This is a genomic window from Limosilactobacillus fermentum, from assembly GCF_013394085.1.
Classification (GTDB): Bacteria; Bacillota; Bacilli; order Lactobacillales; family Lactobacillaceae; genus Limosilactobacillus; species Limosilactobacillus fermentum.
In genome coordinates this window covers 1441478-1466537 of sequence record NZ_CP040910.1, presented here as the reverse complement: position 1 = coordinate 1466537, position 25060 = coordinate 1441478, and the positions used below count along the sequence as shown (strand labels likewise).

The 25060-nt window shown below is 53.2% G+C and carries 18 protein-coding genes, 11 tRNA genes and 3 rRNA genes; 29 read left to right on the top strand and 3 right to left on the bottom strand.

Annotation, left to right across the window (positions count from 1 at the left end):
* Positions 1-176 precede the first annotated feature (176 nt).
* Positions 177-2423, bottom strand: a complete 2247-nt coding sequence (locus FG166_RS07380) for an ATP-dependent Clp protease ATP-binding subunit (protein WP_003684198.1) — start codon at positions 2421-2423, stop codon at positions 177-179.
* A 227-nt stretch (positions 2424-2650) separates the two neighbouring features.
* On the opposite strand from FG166_RS07380, the gene FG166_RS07375 reads away from it, so the two are divergent.
* The 21 genes from FG166_RS07375 (at position 2651) to FG166_RS07275 (ending at position 15329) form a co-directional block, all read left to right on the top strand.
* Positions 2651-2839: a hypothetical protein gene (locus FG166_RS07375; RefSeq protein ID WP_015639290.1), complete on the top strand. Its 189-nt coding sequence runs from the start codon at positions 2651-2653 to the stop codon at positions 2837-2839.
* 129 nt (positions 2840-2968) lie between these two features.
* A complete protein-coding gene (locus FG166_RS07370; RefSeq protein ID WP_035431250.1) occupies positions 2969-3235 on the top strand; it encodes a phosphocarrier protein HPr in 267 nt (88 codons plus the stop codon).
* 1 nt (position 3236) lies between these two features.
* A complete protein-coding gene (ptsP, locus tag FG166_RS07365; protein WP_003684205.1) occupies positions 3237-4967 on the top strand; it encodes a phosphoenolpyruvate--protein phosphotransferase in 1731 nt (576 codons plus the stop codon).
* A gap of 215 nt (positions 4968-5182) precedes the next feature.
* On the top strand, positions 5183-6400 hold the full coding sequence (locus FG166_RS07360) for a glycosyltransferase family 4 protein (protein ID WP_035431252.1): 1218 nt from the start codon (positions 5183-5185) through the stop codon (positions 6398-6400).
* Complete coding sequence (locus FG166_RS07355; protein ID WP_003684207.1) at positions 6393-7418, top strand: glycosyltransferase family 4 protein; 1026 nt, start codon at positions 6393-6395, stop codon at positions 7416-7418. The genes FG166_RS07360 and FG166_RS07355 overlap by 8 nt, the downstream gene beginning before the upstream one ends.
* Position 7419: 1 nt before the next feature.
* Positions 7420-8439, top strand: coding sequence for a lysylphosphatidylglycerol synthase transmembrane domain-containing protein (locus FG166_RS07350; protein WP_003684209.1), 1020 nt, complete (start codon positions 7420-7422; stop codon positions 8437-8439).
* A gap of 333 nt (positions 8440-8772) precedes the next feature.
* Positions 8773-9021, top strand: coding sequence for a DUF1797 family protein (locus FG166_RS07345; RefSeq protein WP_003684211.1), 249 nt, complete (start codon positions 8773-8775; stop codon positions 9019-9021).
* Between the two features lie 392 nt (positions 9022-9413).
* Positions 9414-10989, top strand: a 16S ribosomal RNA gene (locus FG166_RS07340).
* Positions 10990-11078: 89 nt separating this feature from the next.
* A tRNA-Ile gene (locus FG166_RS07335) sits at positions 11079-11152 on the top strand.
* Between the two features lie 4 nt (positions 11153-11156).
* A tRNA-Ala gene (locus FG166_RS07330) sits at positions 11157-11229 on the top strand.
* Positions 11230-11381: 152 nt separating this feature from the next.
* A 23S ribosomal RNA gene (locus tag FG166_RS07325) occupies positions 11382-14302 on the top strand.
* Positions 14303-14367: 65 nt separating this feature from the next.
* Positions 14368-14484: ribosomal RNA gene (gene rrf, locus FG166_RS07320) — 5S ribosomal RNA — on the top strand.
* Together the 16S, 23S and 5S rRNA genes with 11 tRNA genes alongside form the textbook arrangement of a ribosomal RNA operon.
* Positions 14485-14489: 5 nt before the next feature.
* Positions 14490-14581, top strand: a tRNA-Ser gene (locus FG166_RS07315).
* 5 nt (positions 14582-14586) lie between these two features.
* Positions 14587-14658: transfer RNA gene (locus FG166_RS07310), tRNA-Glu, on the top strand.
* Positions 14659-14664: 6 nt separating this feature from the next.
* A tRNA-Val gene (locus FG166_RS07305) sits at positions 14665-14737 on the top strand.
* Between the two features lie 34 nt (positions 14738-14771).
* Positions 14772-14844: transfer RNA gene (locus FG166_RS07300), tRNA-Phe, on the top strand.
* Between the two features lie 5 nt (positions 14845-14849).
* Positions 14850-14932: transfer RNA gene (locus FG166_RS07295), tRNA-Tyr, on the top strand.
* A gap of 9 nt (positions 14933-14941) precedes the next feature.
* Positions 14942-15012 (top strand) — tRNA-Trp (locus FG166_RS07290).
* A gap of 17 nt (positions 15013-15029) precedes the next feature.
* Positions 15030-15104, top strand: a tRNA-His gene (locus FG166_RS07285).
* 60 nt (positions 15105-15164) lie between these two features.
* Positions 15165-15235: transfer RNA gene (locus tag FG166_RS07280), tRNA-Cys, on the top strand.
* 10 nt (positions 15236-15245) lie between these two features.
* Positions 15246-15329 (top strand) — tRNA-Leu (locus FG166_RS07275).
* 149 nt (positions 15330-15478) lie between these two features.
* Here FG166_RS07275 and FG166_RS07270 read toward each other — a convergent pair.
* Entirely contained in the window at positions 15479-15859 is a 381-nt protein-coding gene (locus tag FG166_RS07270; protein WP_003683584.1) for a hypothetical protein, read from the bottom strand.
* Between the two features lie 16 nt (positions 15860-15875).
* Positions 15876-16025, bottom strand: coding sequence for a hypothetical protein (locus FG166_RS07265; RefSeq protein WP_003683586.1), 150 nt, complete (start codon positions 16023-16025; stop codon positions 15876-15878).
* A 147-nt stretch (positions 16026-16172) separates the two neighbouring features.
* On the opposite strand from FG166_RS07265, the gene FG166_RS09775 reads away from it, so the two are divergent.
* From FG166_RS09775 to FG166_RS07225, 8 genes are all read left to right on the top strand, one after another.
* The gene (locus FG166_RS09775) at positions 16173-16493 is read left to right on the top strand and encodes a DMT family transporter (protein WP_003683588.1); all 321 of its coding nucleotides are present in this window, start codon (positions 16173-16175) and stop codon (positions 16491-16493) included.
* A gap of 264 nt (positions 16494-16757) precedes the next feature.
* The gene (locus tag FG166_RS07255; RefSeq protein WP_003683590.1) at positions 16758-17579 is read left to right on the top strand and encodes an ABC transporter substrate-binding protein; all 822 of its coding nucleotides are present in this window, start codon (positions 16758-16760) and stop codon (positions 17577-17579) included.
* 22 nt (positions 17580-17601) lie between these two features.
* Positions 17602-18285 carry an amino acid ABC transporter permease gene (locus FG166_RS07250; protein ID WP_003683592.1) on the top strand — a complete coding sequence of 228 codons (684 nt, stop codon included), beginning with the start codon at positions 17602-17604 and terminating at the stop codon, positions 18283-18285.
* Between the two features lie 388 nt (positions 18286-18673).
* Entirely contained in the window at positions 18674-20884 is a 2211-nt protein-coding gene (gene nrdD / locus FG166_RS07245) for an anaerobic ribonucleoside-triphosphate reductase (RefSeq protein WP_015639284.1), read from the top strand.
* Positions 20829-21410, top strand: coding sequence for an anaerobic ribonucleoside-triphosphate reductase activating protein (gene nrdG, locus FG166_RS07240; protein WP_003686107.1), 582 nt, complete (start codon positions 20829-20831; stop codon positions 21408-21410). The genes nrdD and nrdG overlap by 56 nt, the downstream gene beginning before the upstream one ends.
* 8 nt (positions 21411-21418) lie before the next feature.
* Positions 21419-22291: a SufD family Fe-S cluster assembly protein gene (locus tag FG166_RS07235; protein WP_003683597.1), complete on the top strand. Its 873-nt coding sequence runs from the start codon at positions 21419-21421 to the stop codon at positions 22289-22291.
* A gap of 151 nt (positions 22292-22442) precedes the next feature.
* Positions 22443-23780, top strand: coding sequence for a uracil-xanthine permease family protein (locus tag FG166_RS07230; protein ID WP_003683599.1), 1338 nt, complete (start codon positions 22443-22445; stop codon positions 23778-23780).
* Between the two features lie 208 nt (positions 23781-23988).
* Positions 23989-25059, top strand: a complete 1071-nt coding sequence (locus FG166_RS07225; RefSeq protein ID WP_003683602.1) for an NAD(P)-dependent alcohol dehydrogenase — start codon at positions 23989-23991, stop codon at positions 25057-25059.
* The last annotated feature ends 1 nt before the right edge of the window (position 25060 follow it).

The window sequence follows — 25060 nt, the reverse complement described above, 5'->3', positions numbered from 1 at the left end:
CGGGACGCATCGTTCTTCGGCCTGCTTAAGCACTAGACCTGCGGTTATTTTCCACGTTTTTTGTCTTACATTCGAAAAATGAAATAAGAAGCTGGGGCAAACAGATTTTTCCCTGCTTCATTTTAGCATAAAAAAAGGCCCCACTTTTGGAGGCAAAGCGGGACCCAATTGGTGCGTTATTCTTCCGTCTTAGCGTCGGTGGCGGCGTCCATTGGTGCGGCGATCGCCTTTGGCGTGGCGGCCACGGTGATCTTGCCGGCTTCATCGACTTGGGCCACCAGGTTGGTAGCGTCCGGGTGGTCGAGGACGTAATCGGCGATTTGGTCTTCGATGTGTTCTTGGATGACCCGCCGCAGTGGCCGGGCCCCCATCTTCGGGTCAAAACCGAGGTCAACTAAGCGTTCCTTAACGGCGTCTGGCACTTCGATGTAGAGCTTGCGGTCGGCTAACATGTTGTTAACGTCGTCGATCATCAGGCCGACAATCTTCATTAAGTCGTCCTTGGTCAGGGCGTTGAATTCCACGATGTCATCGAACCGGTTCAAGAATTCCGGCTTGAAGTAGTTGGTCAGCTTGGAGATGACCGACTTGGTTTGGCCGGCCGCCTCGGCGCCAAAGCCGACGGAGGCGACCATGTCACCAGTCCCGGCGTTCGAGGTCATGATGATGATCGTGTCCTTAAAGGAAACCGTCCGCCCTTGCGAATCGGTCAAGCGGCCGTCGTCGAGGATCTGTAAGAACATGTGCATGACGTCTGGGTGGGCCTTTTCCACCTCATCCAAAAGGATCAGGCTGTACGGGTGGCGGCGAACTTGTTCGGTCAACTGGCCGGCCTCTTCGTAACCGACGTAACCCGGGGCGGCCCCAATCAACTTGGAAGTTGAGGTCTTATCCATGTATTCGGACATGTCAAAGCGGATCATGGCGTCCTTGGAACCAAAGAGCAGCTTAGACAGTTGCTTAGCGGTTTCGGTCTTCCCAACCCCGGTTGGCCCGACGAAGAGGAAGGAGCCGATTGGCCGGCCGGACTTGTTTAAACCAATCCGGTTCCGGCGAATGGCGCGGGCGATCTTGTCAACGGCTTCGTTTTGGCCGATGACGTGGTCTTCGAGCTGCTTATCGAGGTTCTTGAGTTGGTTTTGCTCTTGCTTTTGCAGGTCGCTGACCGGGATGTTGGTCATCTCTTCGACGATCTTTTGCATGTCGGCGGCCGTGACCGTGGCGGCTTGGTCGGTGTGGTTTTCCTCGGCGTCCTTCTTGGCCTTGGTCAACCTATAAACCTGGTCGCGGTAGAAGGCGGCCTTTTCGTAGTCTTGTGATTCAACGGCCTGTTGCTTGTGGGCTTCGGCGGTGTGAATCTCATTTTCGATAGTGTGCGGGTCGGCGGTCTTTAAGGTTAGGTTCTTGCGTGAACCGGCTTCGTCCAAGAGGTCGATCGCCTTGTCCGGCAAGAAGCGGTCCTGGATGTAGCGATCGGATAGCTTAGCAGCCGCCTCGATGGCGTCGTTAGTGTAGGTAACGTGGTGGTAATCCTGGTAGCGGCCCTTGATCCCGTTTAGGATCTGGATCGTTTCGTCGACGGACGGTTGTTCAACTTCGACCGGTTGGAACCGCCGGGCCAAAGCGGCGTCCTTTTCGATCTTGCGGTATTCGTTGAGGGTGGTGGCCCCGATCAGTTGGAACTCACCCCGGGCCAGGGCCGGCTTCAAGACGTTACCGGCGTCCATGCCGCCCTCGGCGTTGCCGGCACCCATAATTTCGTGGATTTCGTCGATGAAGAGGATCACGTTTTCGTCCTTAGAAACCTCTTGGATCAACTGTTGCATCCGCTGTTCAAACTGACCGCGGATTCCGGTTCCTTGGACCAGGGAGACGACGTCTAAGCGAATAACTTCCTTATTAGCTAGCTTTTCTGGTACCTGACCGGAAACGATGGCTTGGGCCAGCCCTTCGACAACGGCGGTCTTACCAACCCCGGCTTCCCCGATCAGGACCGGGTTGTTCTTGGTCCGCCGGTTTAAGATTTCGACGACCCGGGCGATTTCCTTATCGCGGCCGATTACCGGGTCGATCTTGCCTTGGCGGGCCAGCTCGGTCATGTTAATCCCGAACTGGGCTAACAGTCCCTTGCCGTTGCCGCGGCCGCCGCCTTGGCGTTGGTTTTGATTTAGGTTGGCTTGTTGGCCTTCGTTGTTGTTATTGGCTTGTTGGTTTTGCATGTTGTTCATGGCGTTCATGAAGTCTTCCAGACTCCCAAAGCCGAATCCATTATTCATATCACTGCCCCCGTTCAACAGGTTCATTTGCATGTTTTGCATTTTTTGGTAGCAATCCTGACATAAGTCGATTTGCATTTTTTGCCCGTTCATCATCATTTGGAGATGAATCGTGGCTTGGTTTTGTTGACAAACTTGACAGAGCATCAATTAATCCCCCTTCGTTTGGGTCAACCTTTGACTTTTCTTGACCATTGCCTATATTATACTTACTTTTCGTGGGACCGCAAGTCATTTCAACCGTAATTGAAAGGGTGCACCCCTTCAAATAAAAAAATTGAACATGTAAGGGCTCCCGTTACCGAAAATTTTAGCACTGATTGGCAACTAATGCTAAAATGAGTGCTAGCCACAGTATAAGAGGGGGCATCAACTTGGCAACTAAGGAAGACTTTGTACGTCAATTAGCCGATTTGCGTGACGGAAAAATTGAAGAACTACTCGTCGAACCAGATAACTTTATGGCCTTTCAGCAGGCTTACCGGGAGAGTTCCTTTCGCAGCCAGATTGAAGGGCAAGCCGGACGGGGCGGTCAAATTCACTACCGCTTCAAAACTGACTAAAAGTTCTGGTGGTTCGCCTTGTATTTACCGCTTACAATCGCTATAATTAAGTAAATAGTGAGTGTTGGCCAAATGAGATGGTGTCTTATGTTTGCCAACGCTAAATCAACACTAAGGAGATTGATTATAATGGAAAAACGCGACTTTACGATTACTGCCGAAGCTGGGCTTCACGCCCGTCCTGCAACGATCCTCGTTCAAACGGCATCCAAGTTCACTTCAGACATTTCCCTTGCTTACAACGGCAAGAGCGTTAACCTGAAGTCCATCATGGGGGTTATGTCCCTCGGGGTTGGCCAAAACGCCGACGTTACCATCACTGCCGAAGGTGACGACGAAGCGAAGGCCATCGAAGCCATTGCCGAAACCATGACTAAGGAAGGCCTGACTGACTAAAATGGTCACCGTACTCGACGGCGTGGCCGCCGGCGGTGGGATTGCCATCGCCCCGGTCTACCGGTTGGGTGAATCGCGGTTTACGGTTAAAGCTAAATACACCGATAATGTGAATCATGAGGTCAGCCGGCTTCATGATTCTTTTTCGTTAGCAAGACGTGAATTGACGGACCTTCGTCGGCAGGCTCACCAAAAGATGGGGGAGAAGGCCGCCACCGTGATTGACGCCCAATTAGCAATTGCTAAGGACCAAAGTTTTGAAGGGGAGATCACCGACGCCATCCAACGCTACTCGACGACGGCGGCCTGGACGGCGACCCAGCGGATTGACCACTACCTAAACGTCTTCAAGCGCCAATCCGGCGGGGCGGATTACTACCACGCACGGGGGCTGGCGCTGCAGGACTTCAAAAAGCGCCTCTTGGCCCACCTATTAGATGAAGAATTGCCGGACCTGGCTAAGTTGGATCACCGGGCGATCATCGTCGCCCACCAACTGACGCCGACCGACATCATTCGCTTGAACCCACACCTAGTCGCCGGGATTGTGACCGACCTGGGTGGCCGGACCGCCCACTTCTTGGTGATGAGCAAGGAGATGCGCTTTCCCACCGTGGTCGACACCAAGACGGTGACCGAACACGCCGATGACGACATGGTTGCCATCATCGACGGTACCCACGGGCGGGTGATCTTGCAACCGACCCCTCAGCAAATCGATCAGTACCAACGGCTGGCTAGCCGGGAGAGTGCCCGCCTGCGCGAACTGGGCGTCTTAAAGCACCAAGACACCGTTAGCGCCGATGGTCACCACTTTGAAGTGGCCGCCAACGTCGCTTTGCCACGCGAAAGCGACGAACTGGCCACCAGCGGGGCCGAGGGGGTCGGTCTCTTTCGTAGTGAATTTCTTTTCTTACACCAAGACACCCTACCGGACGAAGAAACCCAGTTTCAGGCCTACCGGAAGCTGCTCTTGGCTGCCAACAACCACCGGGTGGTGGTGCGCACGCTCGACATCGGCGGCGATAAGCAACTCGCCCAGGTGCCCCTGGAACGGGAGAACAACCCCTTCTTGGGCCTGCGCGGCCTGCGGGTTAGCCTGGCCTACCCGGGGCTATTTCGGACCCAGTTGCGGGCGCTCTTGCGGGCCTCGGCGTACGGCCAGCTAGCGATCATGTTCCCGATGGTGGCGACCGTTGACGAGTTCCAGCAGGCCCAGCGGATGGTCGATCAGGAGAAAAACCGGCTGACCCAGGAGGGAATCCCGGTCGGCAAGGAGTATGAGGTCGGGGCGATGGTTGAAATCCCGGCCGCCGTGGCGATGGCCGACCAGTTGGCCCAGTACGCCGACTTCTTTTCGATCGGCACCAACGATTTGATCCAATACCTCTTTGCCGTCGACCGGGGCAACGGGCAGGTGGCGAGCCTCTACCAGTCCCTGCACCCGGCCGTCTTGCGGGCGGTTAAGCAGACAATTGATTGTGCCCACGCGGAAGGCAAGTGGGTCGGGTTGTGTGGCGAAATGGCGACCATTCCGACCGCCGTGCCATTGTTAGCGGCGATGGGCCTAGATGAGTTTTCGGTCCCGCTAAGCCAGGTCCTGCCGGTTCGCTCGCAGATCCGCCGCCTCAAGGTGCGGCAACTGCAGCCGCTGATTCACCAGGCCCTGGCTGCCCACAGCCCGGCCGAAGTCAGGGCGCTGGTCGATCAATTAACCAGTCACATGAAGTAATCAACATATTAAGGAAAGCTTAACCTGCCTACCAACGACCAGGAAGCTGGAAAAAATAGAAACGGGGTGTCGGGCCGAAGGAGCCGGGCACCCCGTTTATGATCTGACTTGCCCCGGGGATAGGAACGGGGCTAAAATAGCCTAAATTGCGCCTGAAAATTCCCTTTAGTATAATTAACCGTAGTTTATTGCGAAGAATTAAAGGAGCCGAAGCTTTGAAAATTGGTTTGTTTACAGATACGTATTTCCCCCAGGTGAGTGGGGTGGCCACCTCGATTAAGACCCTGCGCGATCAATTAACCGCGCTGGGCCACCAGGTGTACATTTTTACAACCACCGACCCGGCGGCTGATCCCGTTTCGGACCAGGCGGAGGGAATTTACCGCTTTGCTAGCATTCCCTTTGTCTCCTTTACCGACCGGCGGATTGCCGTTAGCGGGTGGCTGAAGGTGTTGCGGTTAGCTAAGAAGCTCGACTTAGACGTGGTCCACAACCAGACCGAGTTTTCGCTGGGGATGATGGGGAAGATGGTCGCCCGGGAAATGAAGATCCCGTGCCTACACACCTACCACACCATGTACCAGGACTACCTCCACTACATCGCTAACGGGCGGGTCTTAAAGCCGCGAGACGTTGCCCACCTGGCTCATTTTTACTTAAAGAACATGACCGGGGTAATCGCCCCGTCTGAACGGGTCTTAGACACCCTCTTGTCCTACGGGGTGGAAGCGCCGATCCGGGTGATTCCAACCGGGGTTAACCTACAAGTCTTCCAAACGCCGGATAGTAAAGAAGAGATCAGCGCCCTGCGCCAAAAGCTTGGTTACACCGATCAAACGCCGGTCCTCTTGTCGCTGTCGCGGGTGGCCTTTGAAAAGAACATCCACGCCCTCGTGGAAGCCATGCCGGACATTTTGGAAAAAGAGCCCGCCGCCCAACTTTTAATCGTGGGGGAGGGGCCGGCGCGGCCAACCCTGGAGCGCCAGGTGCGCGAAATGGGGTTGCAAGACCACGTATCCTTTACCGGCCAAGTGGATAACGATCAGGTTTGTCACTACTACCAAATGGCCGACGTCTTCGTTTCGGCTAGCGATTCGGAAACCCAGGGGCTGACTTACGATGAGGCCTTGGCCAGCGACTTGCCGATTGTCGTCATGCGTTCCGAGTATACGGACGAGCTAATCGATGACCCGGCGATTGGGCGTTCCTTTCAAAAGCGCACCGACCTGGTTGACGGGGTACTGGAATACTTGGCCACCCCGCCAAGCCCGGAGGCGATCGCCAAGCGCCGCGAGAAACTGCACGATATCTCCGCGGAGGTGTTTGGGCAGCGGGTGCTTGATTTCTACCGGGTCTGCCAAGAGGAAGTGGCGGAAAAAAAGCGGCCGGGCTTTGGGCGTCGTTTTCGTCATTTGAGGGACCAAAATGATTAAAATTACCATGTATTCGTCGGCTGACAAGGTGGCGGGGCAGGGGGTCGGGAGCGCCTACGCGGAGCTGATGACCCTGTTAAAGGACCGCTTTGCTTCCCAGTTCGATATTCAAATTAATGAGTTTAGCCGCCAAAATGACATCAGCCACTACCACACGATCGACCCCCGTTTTTTTGTGTCGACCTTTTCCAAGAAACGGGGCCAAAAGATCGGCTACGTGCACTTCCTTCCCGAGACGATGGAAGGCAGCCTGAAGATCCCCCAACCGTTTCGGGGGCTTTTTTATCGTTACCTGATTGCCTTTTACAAGCGGATGGATCACCTGGTCGTGGTTAACCCGACCTTTATCCCCAAGCTGGTGGCCTACGGGATCCCACAAGAACGGGTGACCTACATCCCCAATTTCGTCGATGACCAGCGCTTTTACCCGGTCTCGGCGGCCAAGCGGTGGGAACTGTACCGGCGGTGGAAACTGGATCCCGAGCGCTTCACGGTCGTCGGTAGCGGTCAAATCCAAGAACGGAAGGGCGTCTTTGATTTCATCAAACTAGCCAAACAAAACCCCCACTTTCAATTCATCTGGGCCGGGGGCTTTTCCTTTGGCCGGATCACCGATGGCTACCAAGAGCTCAAGAAGGTTGTCGCTAACCCGCCGGCCAACCTCTTGTTCCCGGGGATCGTTACCCGCGACCAGATTGCCGAGTTAAACAACATCGCCGACCTATTTTTATTGCCTTCCTATAACGAGCTCTTCCCGATGTCGGTACTTGAAGCCTTTTCGTGTGGGACCCCGGTCATGTTGCGCGACCTCGATTTGTACCACTCAATCATCGGCGGCTACTACCAACCGGCTAAAGACGTCGACCAAATGCAAGCAGAACTAGTGCGGATTGCCCAGGATCCGGTCGCCCTAGCTGACCTAAAGCAAAAGTCACTAACGGCCGCCCAACGCTACTCCAAGGACCACCTAGCTAATGAGTGGTACCACTTTTATCGAACGCAAACGGGGAGGGAATAGGATGTCGCGAAAAAACTGGGTCGTTTTGATCTTGATGCTCGTTGCCGGCACCGGCATCTTCACCTTTTCGTTGCGCAACACCGATTTACATCAGTTAAGCATTGACCTCGCCAACCTCAACTGGGGCTGGTTTAGCGTGGCCGTCTTATGTATTTGCCTTTACCTGGGGCTGGAAGGGGTCGTTACCAAGCTCTTCATGGCCGACCGTTACCCGGACTTTAGCTGGAAAAACACCATGCGGGTGCCGCTGGTCGAACAACTCTTCAACGGGATTACTCCCTTTTCCACCGGGGGCCAACCCGCCCAACTAGTGGCGATGCTCCAGGCTGGGGTCGATGGCGGCCGGGCCAGCTCGGTCCTCTTGATGAAGTTCGTCGTCTTTCAGGGGATGATCGTAATTAACTTCATTATCAGCATGCTGATTGGCTTTCACTACATTGCCACCAAGCTCCAGGCCCTGTCCTTGCTGGTGGTCTTTGGCTTTGTCATTCACCTGAGCGTGATCGTCGCCTTGCTCTTAGTCATGTACTGGCACTCCTTTACCAAGCGGGCCACCAACCTCTTATTAAGGCCGGTGCGTTGGTTTGTTAAAGAGAACCGTTACCAGAACTGGCAGCGGGTCTTAGACGAGCGGATTGACTCCTTTTACCAGGAGAGCTTGAAGATGCGTCAGGAGTACGGCAAGCTCGCTAAGGTCTCGGTGGTGACCTTAGTCCAGTTGGCCTTTTACTACCTAATTCCCTACTTCATTCTCTTGGCGCTGGGGGTGCAAAACCTTAACGTGGTGATGATCGTTTCCTTAAACGTCTTGATCTTTATGATTACCTCGCTCTTCCCGATTCCCGGGGGGACTGGGGGGGCCGAGTATTCCTTTACCGTCCTCTTTGCCAGCTTCATTACCTCCAACGCTAAGCTAGTCTTGGCCATGCTCTTGTGGCGGATTCTCACCTACTACTTCGGCATGTTTGCCGGGATGGTGGCCCTCGTCTTAAAGCCCGATCCGGTGAAGCCCTATGAATGATTAACTGAGTGGCGCCGTTAAGTAGCCGTTGAAAAGTAAGGGGAACCGTCTCCCCTTAGTAAAACAGATTAACTTAGACCCCCATAGTCGCTGGCCGGCTGTGGGGGCCTTATTTATATCGGCCCTTTGTCAAATCCTGTTGATGAGATTGTTTTAGGCGGCGCCAGGTGCTAGCACCTGGCGCCAACGCCTTGGGGAAAGCGAGCTAAGTTCGGCGCCCTTAGCTGGTTAATTAACCGGGGTAAGGTAGTGGTTTAGGCTAGCGCTACCGCCCCGTTTTGCCTTTAAGTAGTTAGAAGGGTAAAATAGATAAGATAACAAGGAGGGAAGACAATGGTTAATTCGAATCTACGTCGGATCATCAAACGCTTGGAGGCGATGGTGGTGGACGGGGCGGGGCCCTTGCAGGTTCGGACCTTCGAACGGTATGGGATTGCGGTGTGCGACGTCCTCTTCAATCAGGAGAGCGGGGAGTTTGTCGTTAAGCGAATTGAACCAGGTGACGTGATGGTGTTCGATCAACTCGACTTGGCGGCCATTGAGGTCTATGACTGTCTAGAAGATTTTCGCCAACGTTTTTAACTTTTTTGCCAAAAAGCGTTGACGATTTAAAAAGTCACTGGTATAGTATTTAATCGTTGTGATAAGCAAGGACGACATGAAGTTAACCTTGTAAAATCCTTCAAAAAACAGTGTTGACAGTTAATTGTCTGATATGATATATTGATTAAGCTGTTAAATCAGCGTTGCCAATGAGTTAAAAAAGAATTTAAAAAATATCTTGACAACACATTAGCTCTTATGATAAAATACTTAAGCCGGCTGGCTAAGCTGGTCGGCGGTAGACCTTTGAAAACTGAATAATGTTTCGACGAATCAAATGTGTAGGGTCCTTGATCTTAATGATCGAGGCAAAAACATTTGCGAAGTCAATTCGCTTAATTTATTAAAAAGAGCTATTCAAGCTTCTTATTTTATATGAGAGTTTGATCCTGGCTCAGGATGAACGCCGGCGGTGTGCCTAATACATGCAAGTCGAACGCGTTGGCCCAATTGATTGATGGTGCTTGCACCTGATTGATTTTGGTCGCCAACGAGTGGCGGACGGGTGAGTAACACGTAGGTAACCTGCCCAGAAGCGGGGGACAACATTTGGAAACAGATGCTAATACCGCATAACAGCGTTGTTCGCATGAACAACGCTTAAAAGATGGCTTCTCGCTATCACTTCTGGATGGACCTGCGGTGCATTAGCTTGTTGGTGGGGTAACGGCCTACCAAGGCGATGATGCATAGCCGAGTTGAGAGACTGATCGGCCACAATGGGACTGAGACACGGCCCATACTCCTACGGGAGGCAGCAGTAGGGAATCTTCCACAATGGGCGCAAGCCTGATGGAGCAACACCGCGTGAGTGAAGAAGGGTTTCGGCTCGTAAAGCTCTGTTGTTAAAGAAGAACACGTATGAGAGTAACTGTTCATACGTTGACGGTATTTAACCAGAAAGTCACGGCTAACTACGTGCCAGCAGCCGCGGTAATACGTAGGTGGCAAGCGTTATCCGGATTTATTGGGCGTAAAGAGAGTGCAGGCGGTTTTCTAAGTCTGATGTGAAAGCCTTCGGCTTAACCGGAGAAGTGCATCGGAAACTGGATAACTTGAGTGCAGAAGAGGGTAGTGGAACTCCATGTGTAGCGGTGGAATGCGTAGATATATGGAAGAACACCAGTGGCGAAGGCGGCTACCTGGTCTGCAACTGACGCTGAGACTCGAAAGCATGGGTAGCGAACAGGATTAGATACCCTGGTAGTCCATGCCGTAAACGATGAGTGCTAGGTGTTGGAGGGTTTCCGCCCTTCAGTGCCGGAGCTAACGCATTAAGCACTCCGCCTGGGGAGTACGACCGCAAGGTTGAAACTCAAAGGAATTGACGGGGGCCCGCACAAGCGGTGGAGCATGTGGTTTAATTCGAAGCTACGCGAAGAACCTTACCAGGTCTTGACATCTTGCGCCAACCCTAGAGATAGGGCGTTTCCTTCGGGAACGCAATGACAGGTGGTGCATGGTCGTCGTCAGCTCGTGTCGTGAGATGTTGGGTTAAGTCCCGCAACGAGCGCAACCCTTGTTACTAGTTGCCAGCATTAAGTTGGGCACTCTAGTGAGACTGCCGGTGACAAACCGGAGGAAGGTGGGGACGACGTCAGATCATCATGCCCCTTATGACCTGGGCTACACACGTGCTACAATGGACGGTACAACGAGTCGCGAACTCGCGAGGGCAAGCAAATCTCTTAAAACCGTTCTCAGTTCGGACTGTAGGCTGCAACTCGCCTGCACGAAGTCGGAATCGCTAGTAATCGCGGATCAGCATGCCGCGGTGAATACGTTCCCGGGCCTTGTACACACCGCCCGTCACACCATGAGAGTTTGTAACACCCAAAGTCGGTGGGGTAACCTTTTAGGAGCCAGCCGCCTAAGGTGGGACAGATGATTAGGGTGAAGTCGTAACAAGGTAGCCGTAGGAGAACCTGCGGCTGGATCACCTCCTTTCTAAGGAATTAATCGGAAACCTACACATTGTCGAAACAGTGTTCAGTTTTGAGAGGTTTACTTCTCAAGATGATTTATCATCGCTTATTGGGCCTATAGCTCAGTTGGTTAGAGCGCACGCCTGATAAGCGTGAGGTCGGTGGTTCGAGTCCACTTAGGCCCATCATGGGGAATTAGCTCAGCTGGGAGAGCACCTGCTTTGCAAGCAGGAGGTCATCGGTTCGATCCCGATATTCTCCATTGCTAGCCGCAAGGTTAGCGAGTTTGTACTTTGAAAACTAAATAATATCAATTTCTAATAAAATTAAGAAAACCGAGAACACCGCGTTATTTGAGTTTTTAACGAATTATAATCGCATACTCAACTAACTTGACTGATCTACGATCAGTAAGGTTAAGTTATGAAGGGCGCATGGTGAATGCCTTGGTACTAGGAGCCGATGAAGGACGGGACTAACACCGATATGCTTCGGGGAGTGGTAAGTACGCTTTGATCCGGAGATTTCCGAATGGGGAAACCCAATCATCTTAGTCGATGATTACTTGAGCAGTGAATTCATAGCTGCCAAGAGGTAGACGCAGTGAACTGAAACATCTTAGTAGCTGCAGGAAGAGAAAGAAAATTCGATTCCCTGAGTAGCGGCGAGCGAAACGGGAAGAGCCCAAACCACTGAGCTTGCTCAGTGGGGTTGTAGGACTGAACTTTGGAGTTACCAAAGAATCAGGTAGTCGAAGTGGCTGGGAAGCCACACCAGAGATGGTGATAGTCCAGTAGACGAAACCTGGTTCTCTCCGTTCAGGATCCTGAGTACGGCGGGACACGTGAAACCCCGTCGGAATCCGCGAGGACCATCTCGCAAGGCTAAATACTCCCTAGTGACCGATAGTGAACCAGTACCGTGAGGGAAAGGTGAAAAGCACCCCGGGAGGGGAGTGAAATAGTTCCTGAAACCATGTGCCTACAAGCTGTCGGAGCCCGTTAATGGGTGACGGCGTGCCTCTTGCAGAATGAACCGGCGAGTCATGATTACGTGCAAGGTTAAGGTGGAAAAACCGGAGCCGCAGCGAAAGCGAGTCTGAAATGGGCGTATGAAGTACGTAGTTATGTACCCGAAACCAGGTGACCTACCCATGTCCAGGGTGAAGGTGCGGTAAAACGCACTGGAGGCCCGAACCCGTGTCTGTTGAAAAAGGCTGGGATGAGGTGTGGGTAGCGGTGAAATTCCAAACGAACTTGGAGATAGCTGGTTCTCTCCGAAATCTCTTTAGGGGGAGCCTCGGAATCGAGAATCTTGGAGGTAGAGCACTGTTTGGACGAGGGGCCCGTCATGGGTTACCGACTTCAGATAAACTCCGAATGCCAATGATTTATGTCCGGGAGTCAGACGATGAGTGATAAGATCCACCGTCGAAAGGGGAACAGCCCAGATCACCAGTTAAGGTCCCTAAATATATGCTAAGTGGAAAAGGATGTGGAGTTGCATAGACAACTAGGATGTTGGCTCAGAAGCAGCCATCATTTAAAGAGTGCGTAATAGCTCACTAGTCGAGTGATTCTGCGCCGAAAATGTACCGGGGCTAAGCATATTACCGAAACTGTGGATGTGTCCTTTTGGACACGTGATAGGAGAGCGTTCTAAGGGCGACGAAGTTAGACCGTGAGGACTAGTGGAGCGCTTAGAAGTGAGAATGCCGGTATGAGTAGCGAAAGACAGGTGAGAATCCTGTCCACCGAATGACTAAGGTTTCCTGGGGAAGGCTCGTCCTCCCAGGGTAAGTCGGGACCTAAGGCGAGGCCGAGAGGCGTAGTCGATGGATAACAGGTTGAGATTCCTGTACCAGTTAAATGCGTTTGAATGATGGAGGGACGCAGGAGGCTAAGCAAACCAGACGATTGGAAGTGTCTGGCCAAGCAGTAAGTCAGGTTTAGAGTCAAATGCTTTAAGCCGGGTTGACAAGCTGTGATGGGGAGCGAAATTAAAGTAGCGAAGTTGCCGATGTCACACTGCCGAGAAAAGCTTCTAGTGAGTATTTAACTGCCCGTACCGCAAACCGACACAGGTAGTCGAGGAGAGAATCCTAAGGTGAGCGAGTGAACTCTCGTTAAGGAACTCGGCAAAATGACCCCGTAACTTCGGGAGAAGGGGTGCTGGTCGCAAGACCAGCCGCAGTGAAAAGGCCCAGGCGACTGTTTATCAAAAACACAGGTTTCTGCAAAATCGTAAGATGAAGTATAGGGGCTGACGCCTGCCCGGTGCTGGAAGGTTAAAAGGAAGAGTTAGCTTCGGCGAAGCCCTGAATTGAAGCCCCAGTAAACGGCGGCCGTAACTATAACGGTCCTAAGGTAGCGAAATTCCTTGTCGGGTAAGTTCCGACCCGCACGAAAGGCGTAACGATCTGGGCACTGTCTCAACGAGAGACTCGGTGAAATTGAATTGCCTGTGAAGATGCAGGCTACCCGCGACAGGACGGAAAGACCCCATGGAGCTTTACTGTAGCTTGATATTGAGTGTTTGTACTACTTGTACAGGATAGGTAGGAGCCGTAGAAACCGGGACGCTAGTTTCGGTGGAGGCATTGGTGGGATACTACCCTTGTATTATGACCACTCTAACCCGCACCACTGATCGTGGTGGGAGACAGTGTCAGGTGGGCAGTTTGACTGGGGCGGTCGCCTCCCAAAAGGTAACGGAGGCGCCCAAAGGTTCGCTCAGAATGGTTGGAAATCATTCGCAGAGTGTAAAGGCACAAGCGAGCTTGACTGCGAGACAGACAGGTCGAGCAGGGACGAAAGTCGGGCTTAGTGATCCGGTGGTTCCGCATGGAAGGGCCATCGCTCAACGGATAAAAGCTACCCTGGGGATAACAGGCTTATCTCCCCCAAGAGTCCACATCGACGGGGAGGTTTGGCACCTCGATGTCGGCTCATCGCATCCTGGGGCTGTAGTCGGTCCCAAGGGTTGGGCTGTTCGCCCATTAAAGCGGTACGCGAGCTGGGTTCAGAACGTCGTGAGACAGTTCGGTCCCTATCCGTCGCGGGCGTAGGAAATTTGAGAGGACCTGTCCTTAGTACGAGAGGACCGGGATGGACATACCGCTGGTGTACCAGTTGTTCCGCCAGGAGCATCGCTGGGTAGCTATGTATGGATGAGATAAACGCTGAAAGCATCTAAGTGTGAAACTCGCCTCAAGATGAGATTTCCCATTCCTTTGGAAGTAAGACCCCACAGAGATGATGTGGTAGATAGGATGGAAGTGGAAGTGCGGTGACGCATGGAGCGGACCATTACTAATCGGTCGAGGACTTAACCAAGTCAGGTGTGAGGATTCTTGATGAGAAAAGATATTGTTTAGTTTTGAAAGCACAAGCTTTCAAAGTGTGGTGATGATGGCCTGAAGGATACACCTGTTCCCATGCCGAACACAGAAGTTAAGCTTCAGCACGCCAAAAGTAGTTGGGGGATCGCCCCCTGCGAGGATAGGACGTTGCCACGCGAATTGGAGAGTTGTCCGAGCTGGCCGAAGGAGCAGCATTGGAAATGCTGTATACGGGTTAAAGCCTGTATCAAGGGTTCGAATCCCTTACTCTCCGTTTATGACCCGTTGGTCAAGTGGTTAAGACACCACCCTTTCACGGTGGTATCATGGGTTCGAATCCCGTACGGGTCACTTTTTGGAGGATTAGCTCAGTTGGGAGAGCGTCTGCCTTACAAGCAGAGGGTCACAGGTTCGAGCCCTGTATCCTCCATCGCAACCATTTGGTTGCAAACCTACACCACGATGGCTCAGTAGCTCAGTTGGTAGAGCAATGGATTGAAGCTCCATGTGTCGGCGGTTCGATTCCGTCCTGCGCCATTGATGGAGGAGTAGCGAAGTCTGGTTAAACGCGACGGTCTGTAAAACCGTTCCTCTTGGTTCGGTGGTTCGAATCCACTCTCCTCCACTTTATTATAGGGATATAGTTAAACGGTATAACTACGGTCTCCAAAACCGTCATTGTGGGTTCGATTCCTACTATCCCTGCTCAACTGAATATTTTGGCGGTATTGGTGAAGTTTGGTTAACACATCGGTTTGTGGGTCCGACATGCGTGGGTTCGAATCCCACATACCGCCCTTCTGATTAGACGGGGTAATGCCCGTCTAATTGTATGAATTGAATAGTAGATGCTCAATGGTGGTATAGCCAAGTGGTAAGGCACAGGTCTGCAAAACCTTCATCACCGGTTCGAATCCGGTTACCACCTTTGTTATCTTGCCTCTGTGGCGGAATTGGCAGACGCGCTGGACTCAAAATCCAGTTCCCGTTTGGGAGTGTGGGTTCGACCCCCACCGGAGGCATTCCATGGCTTATTGCCTTTAAGCATCTCGTGTAATATTCAGTTCCAAGGCGTCCTTCGGGGCGTCTTTTTTTGTGTCCTCAAAACCTAAAAATCCTGTCAACGAATTACCCCAATGGTAATCCAGCAACAGGATTTAGCGGGACGTCGTTATTGCCAGTGGTGACGAGCAATTGCGGCCAGGGACGTTGTTAGCTCAGTAACGCTAGCGTTGATGTTGCCCTTTTGCCAGTCAGTAAGAATGGTCAGTACCCCCGCTAGGTTGTAATTAATTTCCAGTTGGGTTGCTAAATCGTTTTGTCCCCCAAAATCAGCGACCTCGCTGAGGGTGACGGTGGTTTGAAAGGCGTGCGTTATTTCGGCCAGCGCCCGGGATTGGTTGTAGGCTTCGTGCATTAGGGCCTGAAGCTCCTGGTTGGTGGTTAGGTAGTTGATAATGGATGAAAACAAGGGGACAAAGTCATGCTTATCAAAGGCGGTTAGATAATGCCTTTTAAAGAGGGCCAGTAACGTATCGACGTGAGCAGCCAACTCCTGGTCGTAGAGGTCAAAGACATCGTGGTAATGGCCCCCGCCCCAGGTCAGCTTCCCGGGTGATTTCAGCCACCGTCAGGCGAAAGAGTGGTTTTTGGACGATGAGGCGGTAAAAGGCCTCTTTAATGAGACGTTGGCTCCGGCGACTGCGACGATCAACCATATTTTGCTCCCCTTTTTTAGCATAGATTTGCCAATCTGTCGGTTAACGAACGGTATGCCGCCCGTTACAGATGGTACTTAGGTGCTTTTACTGTAAACTATTATTGTTTGTTAAACAACATATGTTCATTAAAGGGAGGAAGAGAAAGTGGGATACGCACTATTAAGCCTGGCGATCGGATTTGAGATTTTAGGAACGAACCTCCTAAAACTCTCCGTTGGTTTCACACGGGTAGGGATCGGTATAACTAGTTTGGCGTGCTACGGGGTTAGTTTTTACCTAATGGCGTTGTCGTACCAAAAATTACCCCTAAGCGTAGCGGAGTCAATCTGGGCGGCGCTTGGAATTATAGCGGCGACGTTACTGGGGCAATTCGTGTACCACGAACGGGTGGCCCTAGCTCAGTGGTTAGGCGTCCGCTTGATAATAGTGGGGGTCCTTTTAGTAAGCTTTAACAACTCCAACTAGTAATTGGAACAACGGAGTGGTGATGAATAATCAATTAAGCACTATTTGGTGAATGAAAACGGTGTCGACGGGGATTGATGGTTATTTCGGGTTGAATTAAATTGTATATCACGGGATGAAATATACGTATTTATCGCATATTCACCGAAAAATGTCGTATTTTTATTAAAAAAGACTTGCCTCTTTGCAAGAAAGGCGGTACTATATAAAACATATTCAAGATATATACAATGATTATTCAATTGAGGAAAGAGGATCATTAATATGAAGGTTAATAAGAAATGGTTGGCGCTACTGTCGTTAGCATTCTTGGTGGTGATTGGGCTCGCCGGGTGTGGGAAGAAGAGCGACGATAGCCTGCAACAAATTAAGGACAAGAAGGTCTTGACGATGGGGACCTCCGCCGACTACGCCCCGTTTGAATTCACGATCATGAAGAACGGGAAGAAGGAATACGTCGGTTACGACATCATGGTTGCCCAAAAGATCGCTGACAGCCTCGGGGTTAAGCTCAAGGTGCAAAACATGGAATTCTCCTCCATTATTAGCGAGTTGCAAGATCACAAGGTCGACATCGCCCTGGCCGGGATGAACGTGACGCCACAACGGAAAAAGGCCGTGGACTTTTCTAAGCCGTACTACACGGAACAAGAATCCCTCCTAGTTAAGAAGGCCGACGCCGATAAGTACAACACGATCGCCGACACGAAGGGCGCTTCCTTCGGGGTTCAACAATCATCCACCCAGGAAACGATCGCTAAGACCCAAACCAAGGCGAAGCTGGTTTCCGAAAGCTTAGTCACCGGGTTAGCGACCGACCTGAAGTCCGGTAAGCTCGACGGGGTCGTCTTAGCCAAGAAGGTCGCGGAACAATACGTTGCCCAATACCCGGACACTTACGCCATCGCCAAGGTTAAGATCACGGCACCGGCATCCATGAAGGAAATTTCAATCGCCATTCCAAAGGACGAACCGAAGTTAAAGGCTGCCGTCAACAAGGAAATCACCAAGCTGCAAAAGTCCGGCGAATTAGACAAGCTCTTCAAGAAGGCACAAGAGATTCAAGAACAAAACACCAACAAGTAGTTAGTTAACAGGGGGATTGCACATGTTTGATTTTCTAGGACAATATTGGCCGCTCTTTTTAGAGGGGACCGCCCAGACGATGATCATCTCCATCATCGGGGTCATCATCGGCTTCTTGATCGGCCTCTTGATGGTCCTGATGCGGATGTCCAAGGTAAAGCCGATTTCATGGATCGCACGGGCCTACATCGCTATCGTGCGGGGAACCCCGTCGATGATCCAAGTGATGTTGATCTACTACCTGTTGGCCCGTTCCTTGCCACTACCGCAGACCCAAATTTTGGGGTCGGGACTGGACCGGATCATCCCGGGGGCGATTGCCTTAGGGCTTAACTCCGGGGCCTACACGGCCGAAATCTTCCGGTCCGGGATCATCTCCATCCCGGCCGGCCAAACCGAAGCGGGCTTGTCGTTGGGACTAAGTCAAAAGGAAACCATGTTCTCGATTGTGCTGCCCCAAGCCCTCCGCAACGTCTTACCGGCGATGGGGAACGAATTCATCACCCTGATTAAGGAATCATCCGTCCTCTTCTACATTGGGGTGCAAGAAATCACTGCCGAAGCACTCGGGGTGGGGGGAACCTTGTACAACTTCATCCCGCCTCTGTTAGTGGCCGCCGTGATCTACTTCATCCTCACCCAGGCGATGGCCCAATTACTGGGCTGGCTGGAACGGCGGATGGGCGCTAAGTACGAATTAGGCTAACGGATAACGAAATAAGGGAGTCGTGACGAAAAGGTCACGGCTCTTTTTTGCGCTTCGGGGGTCAAAATGAAGGGGGGTTCATGGGCCAAAATAAAGCTGGGCGCCGTTTTTTCCATTATCGATCGATTAATTAAAATAGTGACGCCCCGACTTTGGAACGGTTGACTGAACCGCGAAAAGGGGGGCGACCGGGGAACGGGTAGGGGTGGAGCTCACTTTGGTCCGCTAAGTGAAACCGGGAAAAGGACTAAGTGGCCGATTGTTTGACTTTGACCACAAGATCTTGTAATTAACGATCATCCAAAAACTAGATGTTGTGTCGAACTGGGGAGCCCCGTATGATAATGATTGAATATGATAATGATTAAACGCGAAAGGAATGATCAAGATGCAAGAAATCATTACTAACCAAACCCTGGCGCCCTTAAGCGACGTCACGGTCATCAAACGGGGTCAGACCAAGACCCCCTTTTACGGCTACAAGATTGGGATGGTCATGCGGGCCCTGGGCGCCGATGAGCAACTCACTAAAAACGTTAGCTGGTTTTTAGTCAACGCCTTTAGTGACCAGGCAACGGTCACGACCGCAGAGATTGCTAACGCGATTTGCGCCGCCTTGAACCGGGCTGGGCGCACCGACCTGGCGACCGCCTTCACCGAGCACCGCCGCCAAGACGACGCCAGCTTTGACAAGGCCACCGACCCCCAGCAAAAGCTCAACCAACTCTTTGATGAGAACTCGCGGGTCGTCCACGAAAACGCCAATAAGGACAGCAAGGTCTTCAACACCCAACGGGACCTGGAGGCCGGGGTGGTGTCCCGGGCGCTAGGGCTCAAGATGATGCCCGAAGTCGTGGCTAAGGCCCACCTGCGTGGCGACATTCACTGGCACGACCTCGACTACTCCCCGGTCACCCCGGAAACCAACTGCTGCCTGATTGATTTTGACGAGATGCTGGCTAACGGTTTCAAGATCGGCAACGCCTGGGTCGACTCGCCAAAGTCGATTCAAACCGCCACCGCCCAGATGTCACAGATCATCGCCAACGTCGCTTCCTTGCAGTACGGGGGCTGTTCGGCCAACCGGATCGACCAATTGTTGGAACCCTACGCGATGAAGAACTACCAAAAGCACCTGGCCGACGCCAAGCAGTGGGTGGCAGAAGACAAGCAAGAAGAATACGCCAAGACCAAGACTAAAAAGGACATTTACGACGCCATGCAGGCCCTGGAATACGAGATCAACACCCTCTACTCCTCCCAGGGGCAGACGCCGTTTACCACGATTAACTTTGGCCTGGGGACTTCCTGGGTGGCCCGCGAGATCCAAAGGGCGATCTTACAAATCCGGATTAAGGGCTTGGGCAAGGAACACCGGACGGCGATCTTCCCGAAGTTGACCTTCACCGTCAAGCGCGGCCTCAACCTGGACCCGACTGACCCCAACTACGACATTAAGCAACTGGCCCTGGAGTGTTCGACCAAGCGGATGTACCCGGACCTGTTGATGTACGATAAGATCAAGGAGTTGACCGGCTCCTTTAAGACCCCGATGGGCTGCCGCTCCTTTTTGCAGGGCTGGGAAGACGAAAACGGCAAGGAGGTCAACTCCGGCCGGATGAACCTGGGGGTCGTGACGGTCAACCTGCCGCGGATCGCCCTGGAAGCCCGGGGCAACCGGGAGCTGTTCTGGCAGATCTTTGACGAAAAGATGCGCCTGGCCAAGCTCGCCCTTGATTACCGAATCGAGCGGACCAAGCAAGCCAAGCCGGAAAACGCGCCGTTACTGTACATGTACGGGGCCTTTGGTAAGCGCTTGAAGCGGACCGATTCGGTCGATGAGGTCTTCAAGAACTCCCGGGCGACCGTTTCGCTGGGCTACATCGGATTATACGAGGTCGGGGCGACCTTCTTTGGCCCGAAGTGGGAAGATAGCCCAGCGGCCCACGACTTTGTCTTAGAGATCGCCAAGCGGATGCACGACCTGTGTGCCGACTGGGAAAAAGAGGAGGGCTACCACTTTAGCCTCTACTCGACCCCGGCCGAATCTTTGACCGATACCTTCTGCCAAGACGACCTCAAGCGCTTTGGCAAGGTCGAGGACGTCACCGACAAGGAATACTACACCAACTCCTTCCACTATGACGTCCGCAAGCACCCGACCCCGTTTGAAAAGCTGGCCTTTGAAGAGGACTTCCCCAAGTACGCCGGTGGGGGTTTCATTCACTACTGCGAATACCCGAACCTGCGCCAAAACCCAAAGGCCTTAGAAGCCGTTTGGGACTGGGCCTACGATCACGTCGGTTACCTGGGAACCAACACTTCCATCGACCAGTGCTTTGAATGCGGTTTTAAGGGCGAATTCGAAGCGACCGCCCAGGGCTTCAAGTGCCCTAATTGTGGTAACCACGATCCGGCGACCTGTGACGTGGTCAAGCGGACCTGTGGCTACTTAGGTAACCCCCAGCAACGGCCAATGGTCCACGGGCGCCACGAGGAAATTATCCACCGGGCTAAGCACATGACAGGAGGAATGATTAAGCATGCCGCAGCGTTTGAGAGAGCCAAACAATCCGATGCCCAAAGAATGGCTCGCTAAGGACCATTCACAACAATACATCGCCGATTACAAACCCTTTAACTTCGTCGACGGGGAAGGGGTTCGGTGCAGCCTTTACGTGTCCGGGTGCCTCTTTAACTGCCCGGGTTGCTACAACAAGGCGGCCCAAAACTTCCACTATGGCACCCCCTACACGCAAGAATTGGAAGATCAGATCATCGAAGACCTGGGTCACGACTACGTCCAAGGGCTGACCCTCTTGGGCGGGGAGCCCTTTTTAAACACCCAGGTCTGCTTGAAATTGATTAAGCGGGTCCGCCAGGAATTTGGCCACCAAAAAGACATCTGGTCGTGGTCGGGTTACACCTGGGAAGAGCTGTTACAAGATTCCGCAGACAAACTGGAGATGCTGTCCTTGATCGATATCCTGGTCGACGGGCGCTTCTTGTTGGCCAAAAAGGACCTGACCCTTCAGTTTCGGGGGAGTTCCAACCAGCGGATCATTGACGTCCCTAAGTCCTTGGCAACCGGGGAAGTCGTTATCTGGGATAAGCTGGTGCACTAGGGGGCCTTATGAACGACGAATTAATTGCTTTGGTTGAACGGGCCAGCGCCCAGACCGCCCCGTGGCTAGGCCAGAAACGCCAGCTTGCTTTGCGGCTGTTTGACCGCCTGGCGGCCGGCGCCCCGGCTTTGTTAGCCGACTGGCAAACCGACCCCGACTTAGGTGTTGAACAAGGGACCAGTCGGGGGGTCGGCGACCTAGTGGAACAACCGCTCTTGAACGTGGCGCCCCAATTCAGTGAACTCCTGCAAGAAAACCTAATGGAAAAGGCCCTTGCTTGGCAGGGTAACCAGGAAAACGCCGCCCACTTAGCCCTGTTAAACGGGGGGCGCTTCTTGTACGTCCCCGACGGAACCGAACGCCCGGCGCCGGTCGTGCTGGCCGGGGAACATTCCCACCCCAATGTTCACGATTTGATCTTGGTGGGGGCGGGGGCGACGGTGACGATCATTGACGACCAGCCAATGGCGACCACCAAGCCGTCCTTTCACGCCACGGAATTGCTACTGGGGGAACGAGCCCACGTTAACTTCTACCAGCTCAGTGACTTCGGGGCCCGGGTGAGCCGCCAAGTGGTGGCTTGCTACCAGGCCCAGTACAGCCAGTTAGCGGTGACGACGGTTTTAGGTAGCCACCCGGCCCAGGTCACCCGGTTGACCAACTGGCTGGACGGACAGGGGGCGCAAGCAGACTACCAACTCCTTAGCCTGGTCGATGAGGACAGCTTCCCGCAGATTGAGCCGCACTTTAAGACGGCCGGCCCGGCGGCGGGGGTCCAATTTAGCCAGCGAGCCTTCGCCGACCCAACGGCCTTAGTGAAGGCCCTAGCGGCCACCGCCCCACGGATCATGGTCGACCGGGTCAGTCAGCGCTTCCATTAAAATCCGAACTATGTAAAAGCATTTACCTCCGAACAATGGGGTAAATGCTTTTTTAGGCGAACAATCATATTTACATTAGGGAATGGAGGTGCTAAAATCTTAACATTACCTAAGCAAAGGGCAGCAAGTTCGCTGCGGAAAGAGAGAGAAAATGGAAAATCAAGTTGAGAGTTCACTGATTGTTGGCCCGGACGATCCGGTGCCGGCTGGCGAGGCGACCTTACTAGGGTTGCAACACGTCCTGGCGATGGATGTCTACGTGCCGCCGATCATTTTAGCCGGGATGATGGCGATGGGGGCCGCCGATTCAACGGGGCTGTTGCAATCGACCTTCCTGGCGGCCGGGATCGGGACGATTTTGCAAACCTGCTTCTTTATGAAGATGCCGGTTTCGCAGGGGCCGTCCTTTGTGCCGCTGGGGGCCGCCGCTGGGGTCGTCATGGCGTCGGGAGGCCTGAAGGGCAACGGGATGGCAACCCTGCTGGGTGCCCTCGTGGTCGGGGCGATCGTCTTAGTCTTGCTCGGTTTATCCGGGGCCTTTCAAAAGATCATCAACACCCTGGTGCCGGCGGTGGTCGGCGGAACGATCATCACCTGCGTGGGCCTGTCTTTGATCCCCTCGGCCTTAAACGACAACATCTTTGAGGCGACGGGTAACATTTACCAAAACATCGAACTGGCCTCCATTACGGCCCTCACCCTCTTAATTTGCGTGGCGATTTCGATTCGCTTCCCGCGGGTGCAAAAGCTGTTTAAGACCGGTTCGATCGTGATCGCCCTCCTGGTGGGGACACTGGTGTCCGCTTCGATGGGCCGCTTTGATTGGAAGTCGGTGGCCGATTCGGCTTGGTTCTCCTTCCCACAACGGACGATGCTACACTGGGGGATTTCCTTTAACCTAACTTCGATTCTGACCTTCATCATCATCTACGCCATCCTGACCACGGAAACGACCGGGACCTGGTTTGCGATGGGGGCCGTTACCAACCACAAGATTACGAGTCGCCAGTGGAACCACGGGATCATCGGCGAAGGACTCTCCTGTTTAGTAGCCGCCCTGGCCGGAACGACGCCGGTAACTGGTTACTCGACCAACGCCGGGGTGATCTCCATCACCGGGGTCGCCTCCAAGCGGGTCTTCATCGCCGCCGGGAGCTGGTTTATCGTCTTGGGTTTCTTCGCCAAGTTGTCCGCCTTCTTGGCGGCAATTCCGGCGCCGGTAATCGGGGGGGTCTTTGCGATCATCACCGTGACGATCATGCTCAACGGGTTGAACGTCATTCGCCAGCAACAAACCGGCGAATCCGACCTGTACATCATCGGCTTACCGATCATTTTGACCTTGGCCCTGGTCCTCTTGCCAAGCAAGGTAACCAACGCGGCCCCACAAATGATCCAATACTTACTGGGGTCACCGATCGCGGTAGCGGCGATCACGGCGATTGTCTTGAACCTCTTGATGCCGTCACGGCACAACAAGTTAGCCTAACTTAATTTTGTAGAAAAATTCACCACCCTCACGATTTGACGATCACTTGGTCGCTAAATGGTGGGGGTGTTTTCGTGGTCAACGTTGATATAAGGGTGCTGCACCATTATTAATAAAATATGTTAAAAAGTTAACAAACGGGCTTTAATTATCGACTGATATATGCCGAAACCAACGTATATTAATCCGAAAGGTAGTAATTAGTAGCATGAAAGGTTTTGCAATGCTGGGCCCGAGCAAGACGGGCTTTATTGAAAAAGAAGATCCGAAGGTGGGGAGTCGTGACGCCCTGGTGCGGCTGCTCGCCGTTGCCCCGTGTACCTCTGACCTCCACACCGTTTTCGAAGACGCTTTAGGGCCGCGGGAGAACATGATCCTCGGCCACGAAGCCTGCGGGGAGATCGTGGAAGTCGGTAGCGAAGTCAAGGACTTCAAGGTTGGTGACCGGGTTTTGATTCCGGCAATCACGCCGAACTGGTCCGACGTTTACTCCCAAGCCGGCTACGCTACTGACTCCGACGGGATGTTGGGTGGCTGGAAGTTCTCCAACATTAAGGATGGGGTTTTCTCCACCCGGATCCACGTTAACGACGCCGACGGGAACCTGGCCCTCTTACCAAAGGAAATCGACCCGGCGGAAGCCTGCATGCTTTCCGACATGATCCCAACTGGCCTCCACGCTTCCAAAATAGCGGGCGTAACCTTTGGGGACGCCGTGGCCGTGATCGGGATCGGACCGGTTGGTTTGATGGCCCTGCGCGGGGCGGTGCTCCACGGTGCCGGCCGCGTCTTTGCGGTTGGTTCACGGGAAAAGACGGTCGAAGTGGCCAAGAAGTACGGGGCAACCGACATCGTGGATTACCACAACGGCCGGATCTCCGACCAAATCCTAGAAGCCACTAACGGCCAAGGGGTCGACAAGGTCCTGATCGCCGGTGGGAACGCCGCCGATACCTTTGAAGAAGCCGTCCGGATGCTCAAGCCGGGTGGTTCAATTGGGAACGTCAACTACCTAAATGGTCACGACGACGTGGTCTTCAACGCCGGTGACTGGGGCGTTGGGATGGGTCACAAGACCATCCACGGTGGCCTGATGCCTGGTGGCCGCTTGCGAATGGAAAAGCTAGCTCAACTAGTCGTAAACGGCCGGATCGATCCATCACTGATGATCACCCACCGCTTCGAAGGCTTCGAGAAGATTCCGGACGCCATCGAACTGATGCACCACAAGCCGGCTGACTTAATCAAGCCGGTCGTAATCTGCAACGACATCGACTAAT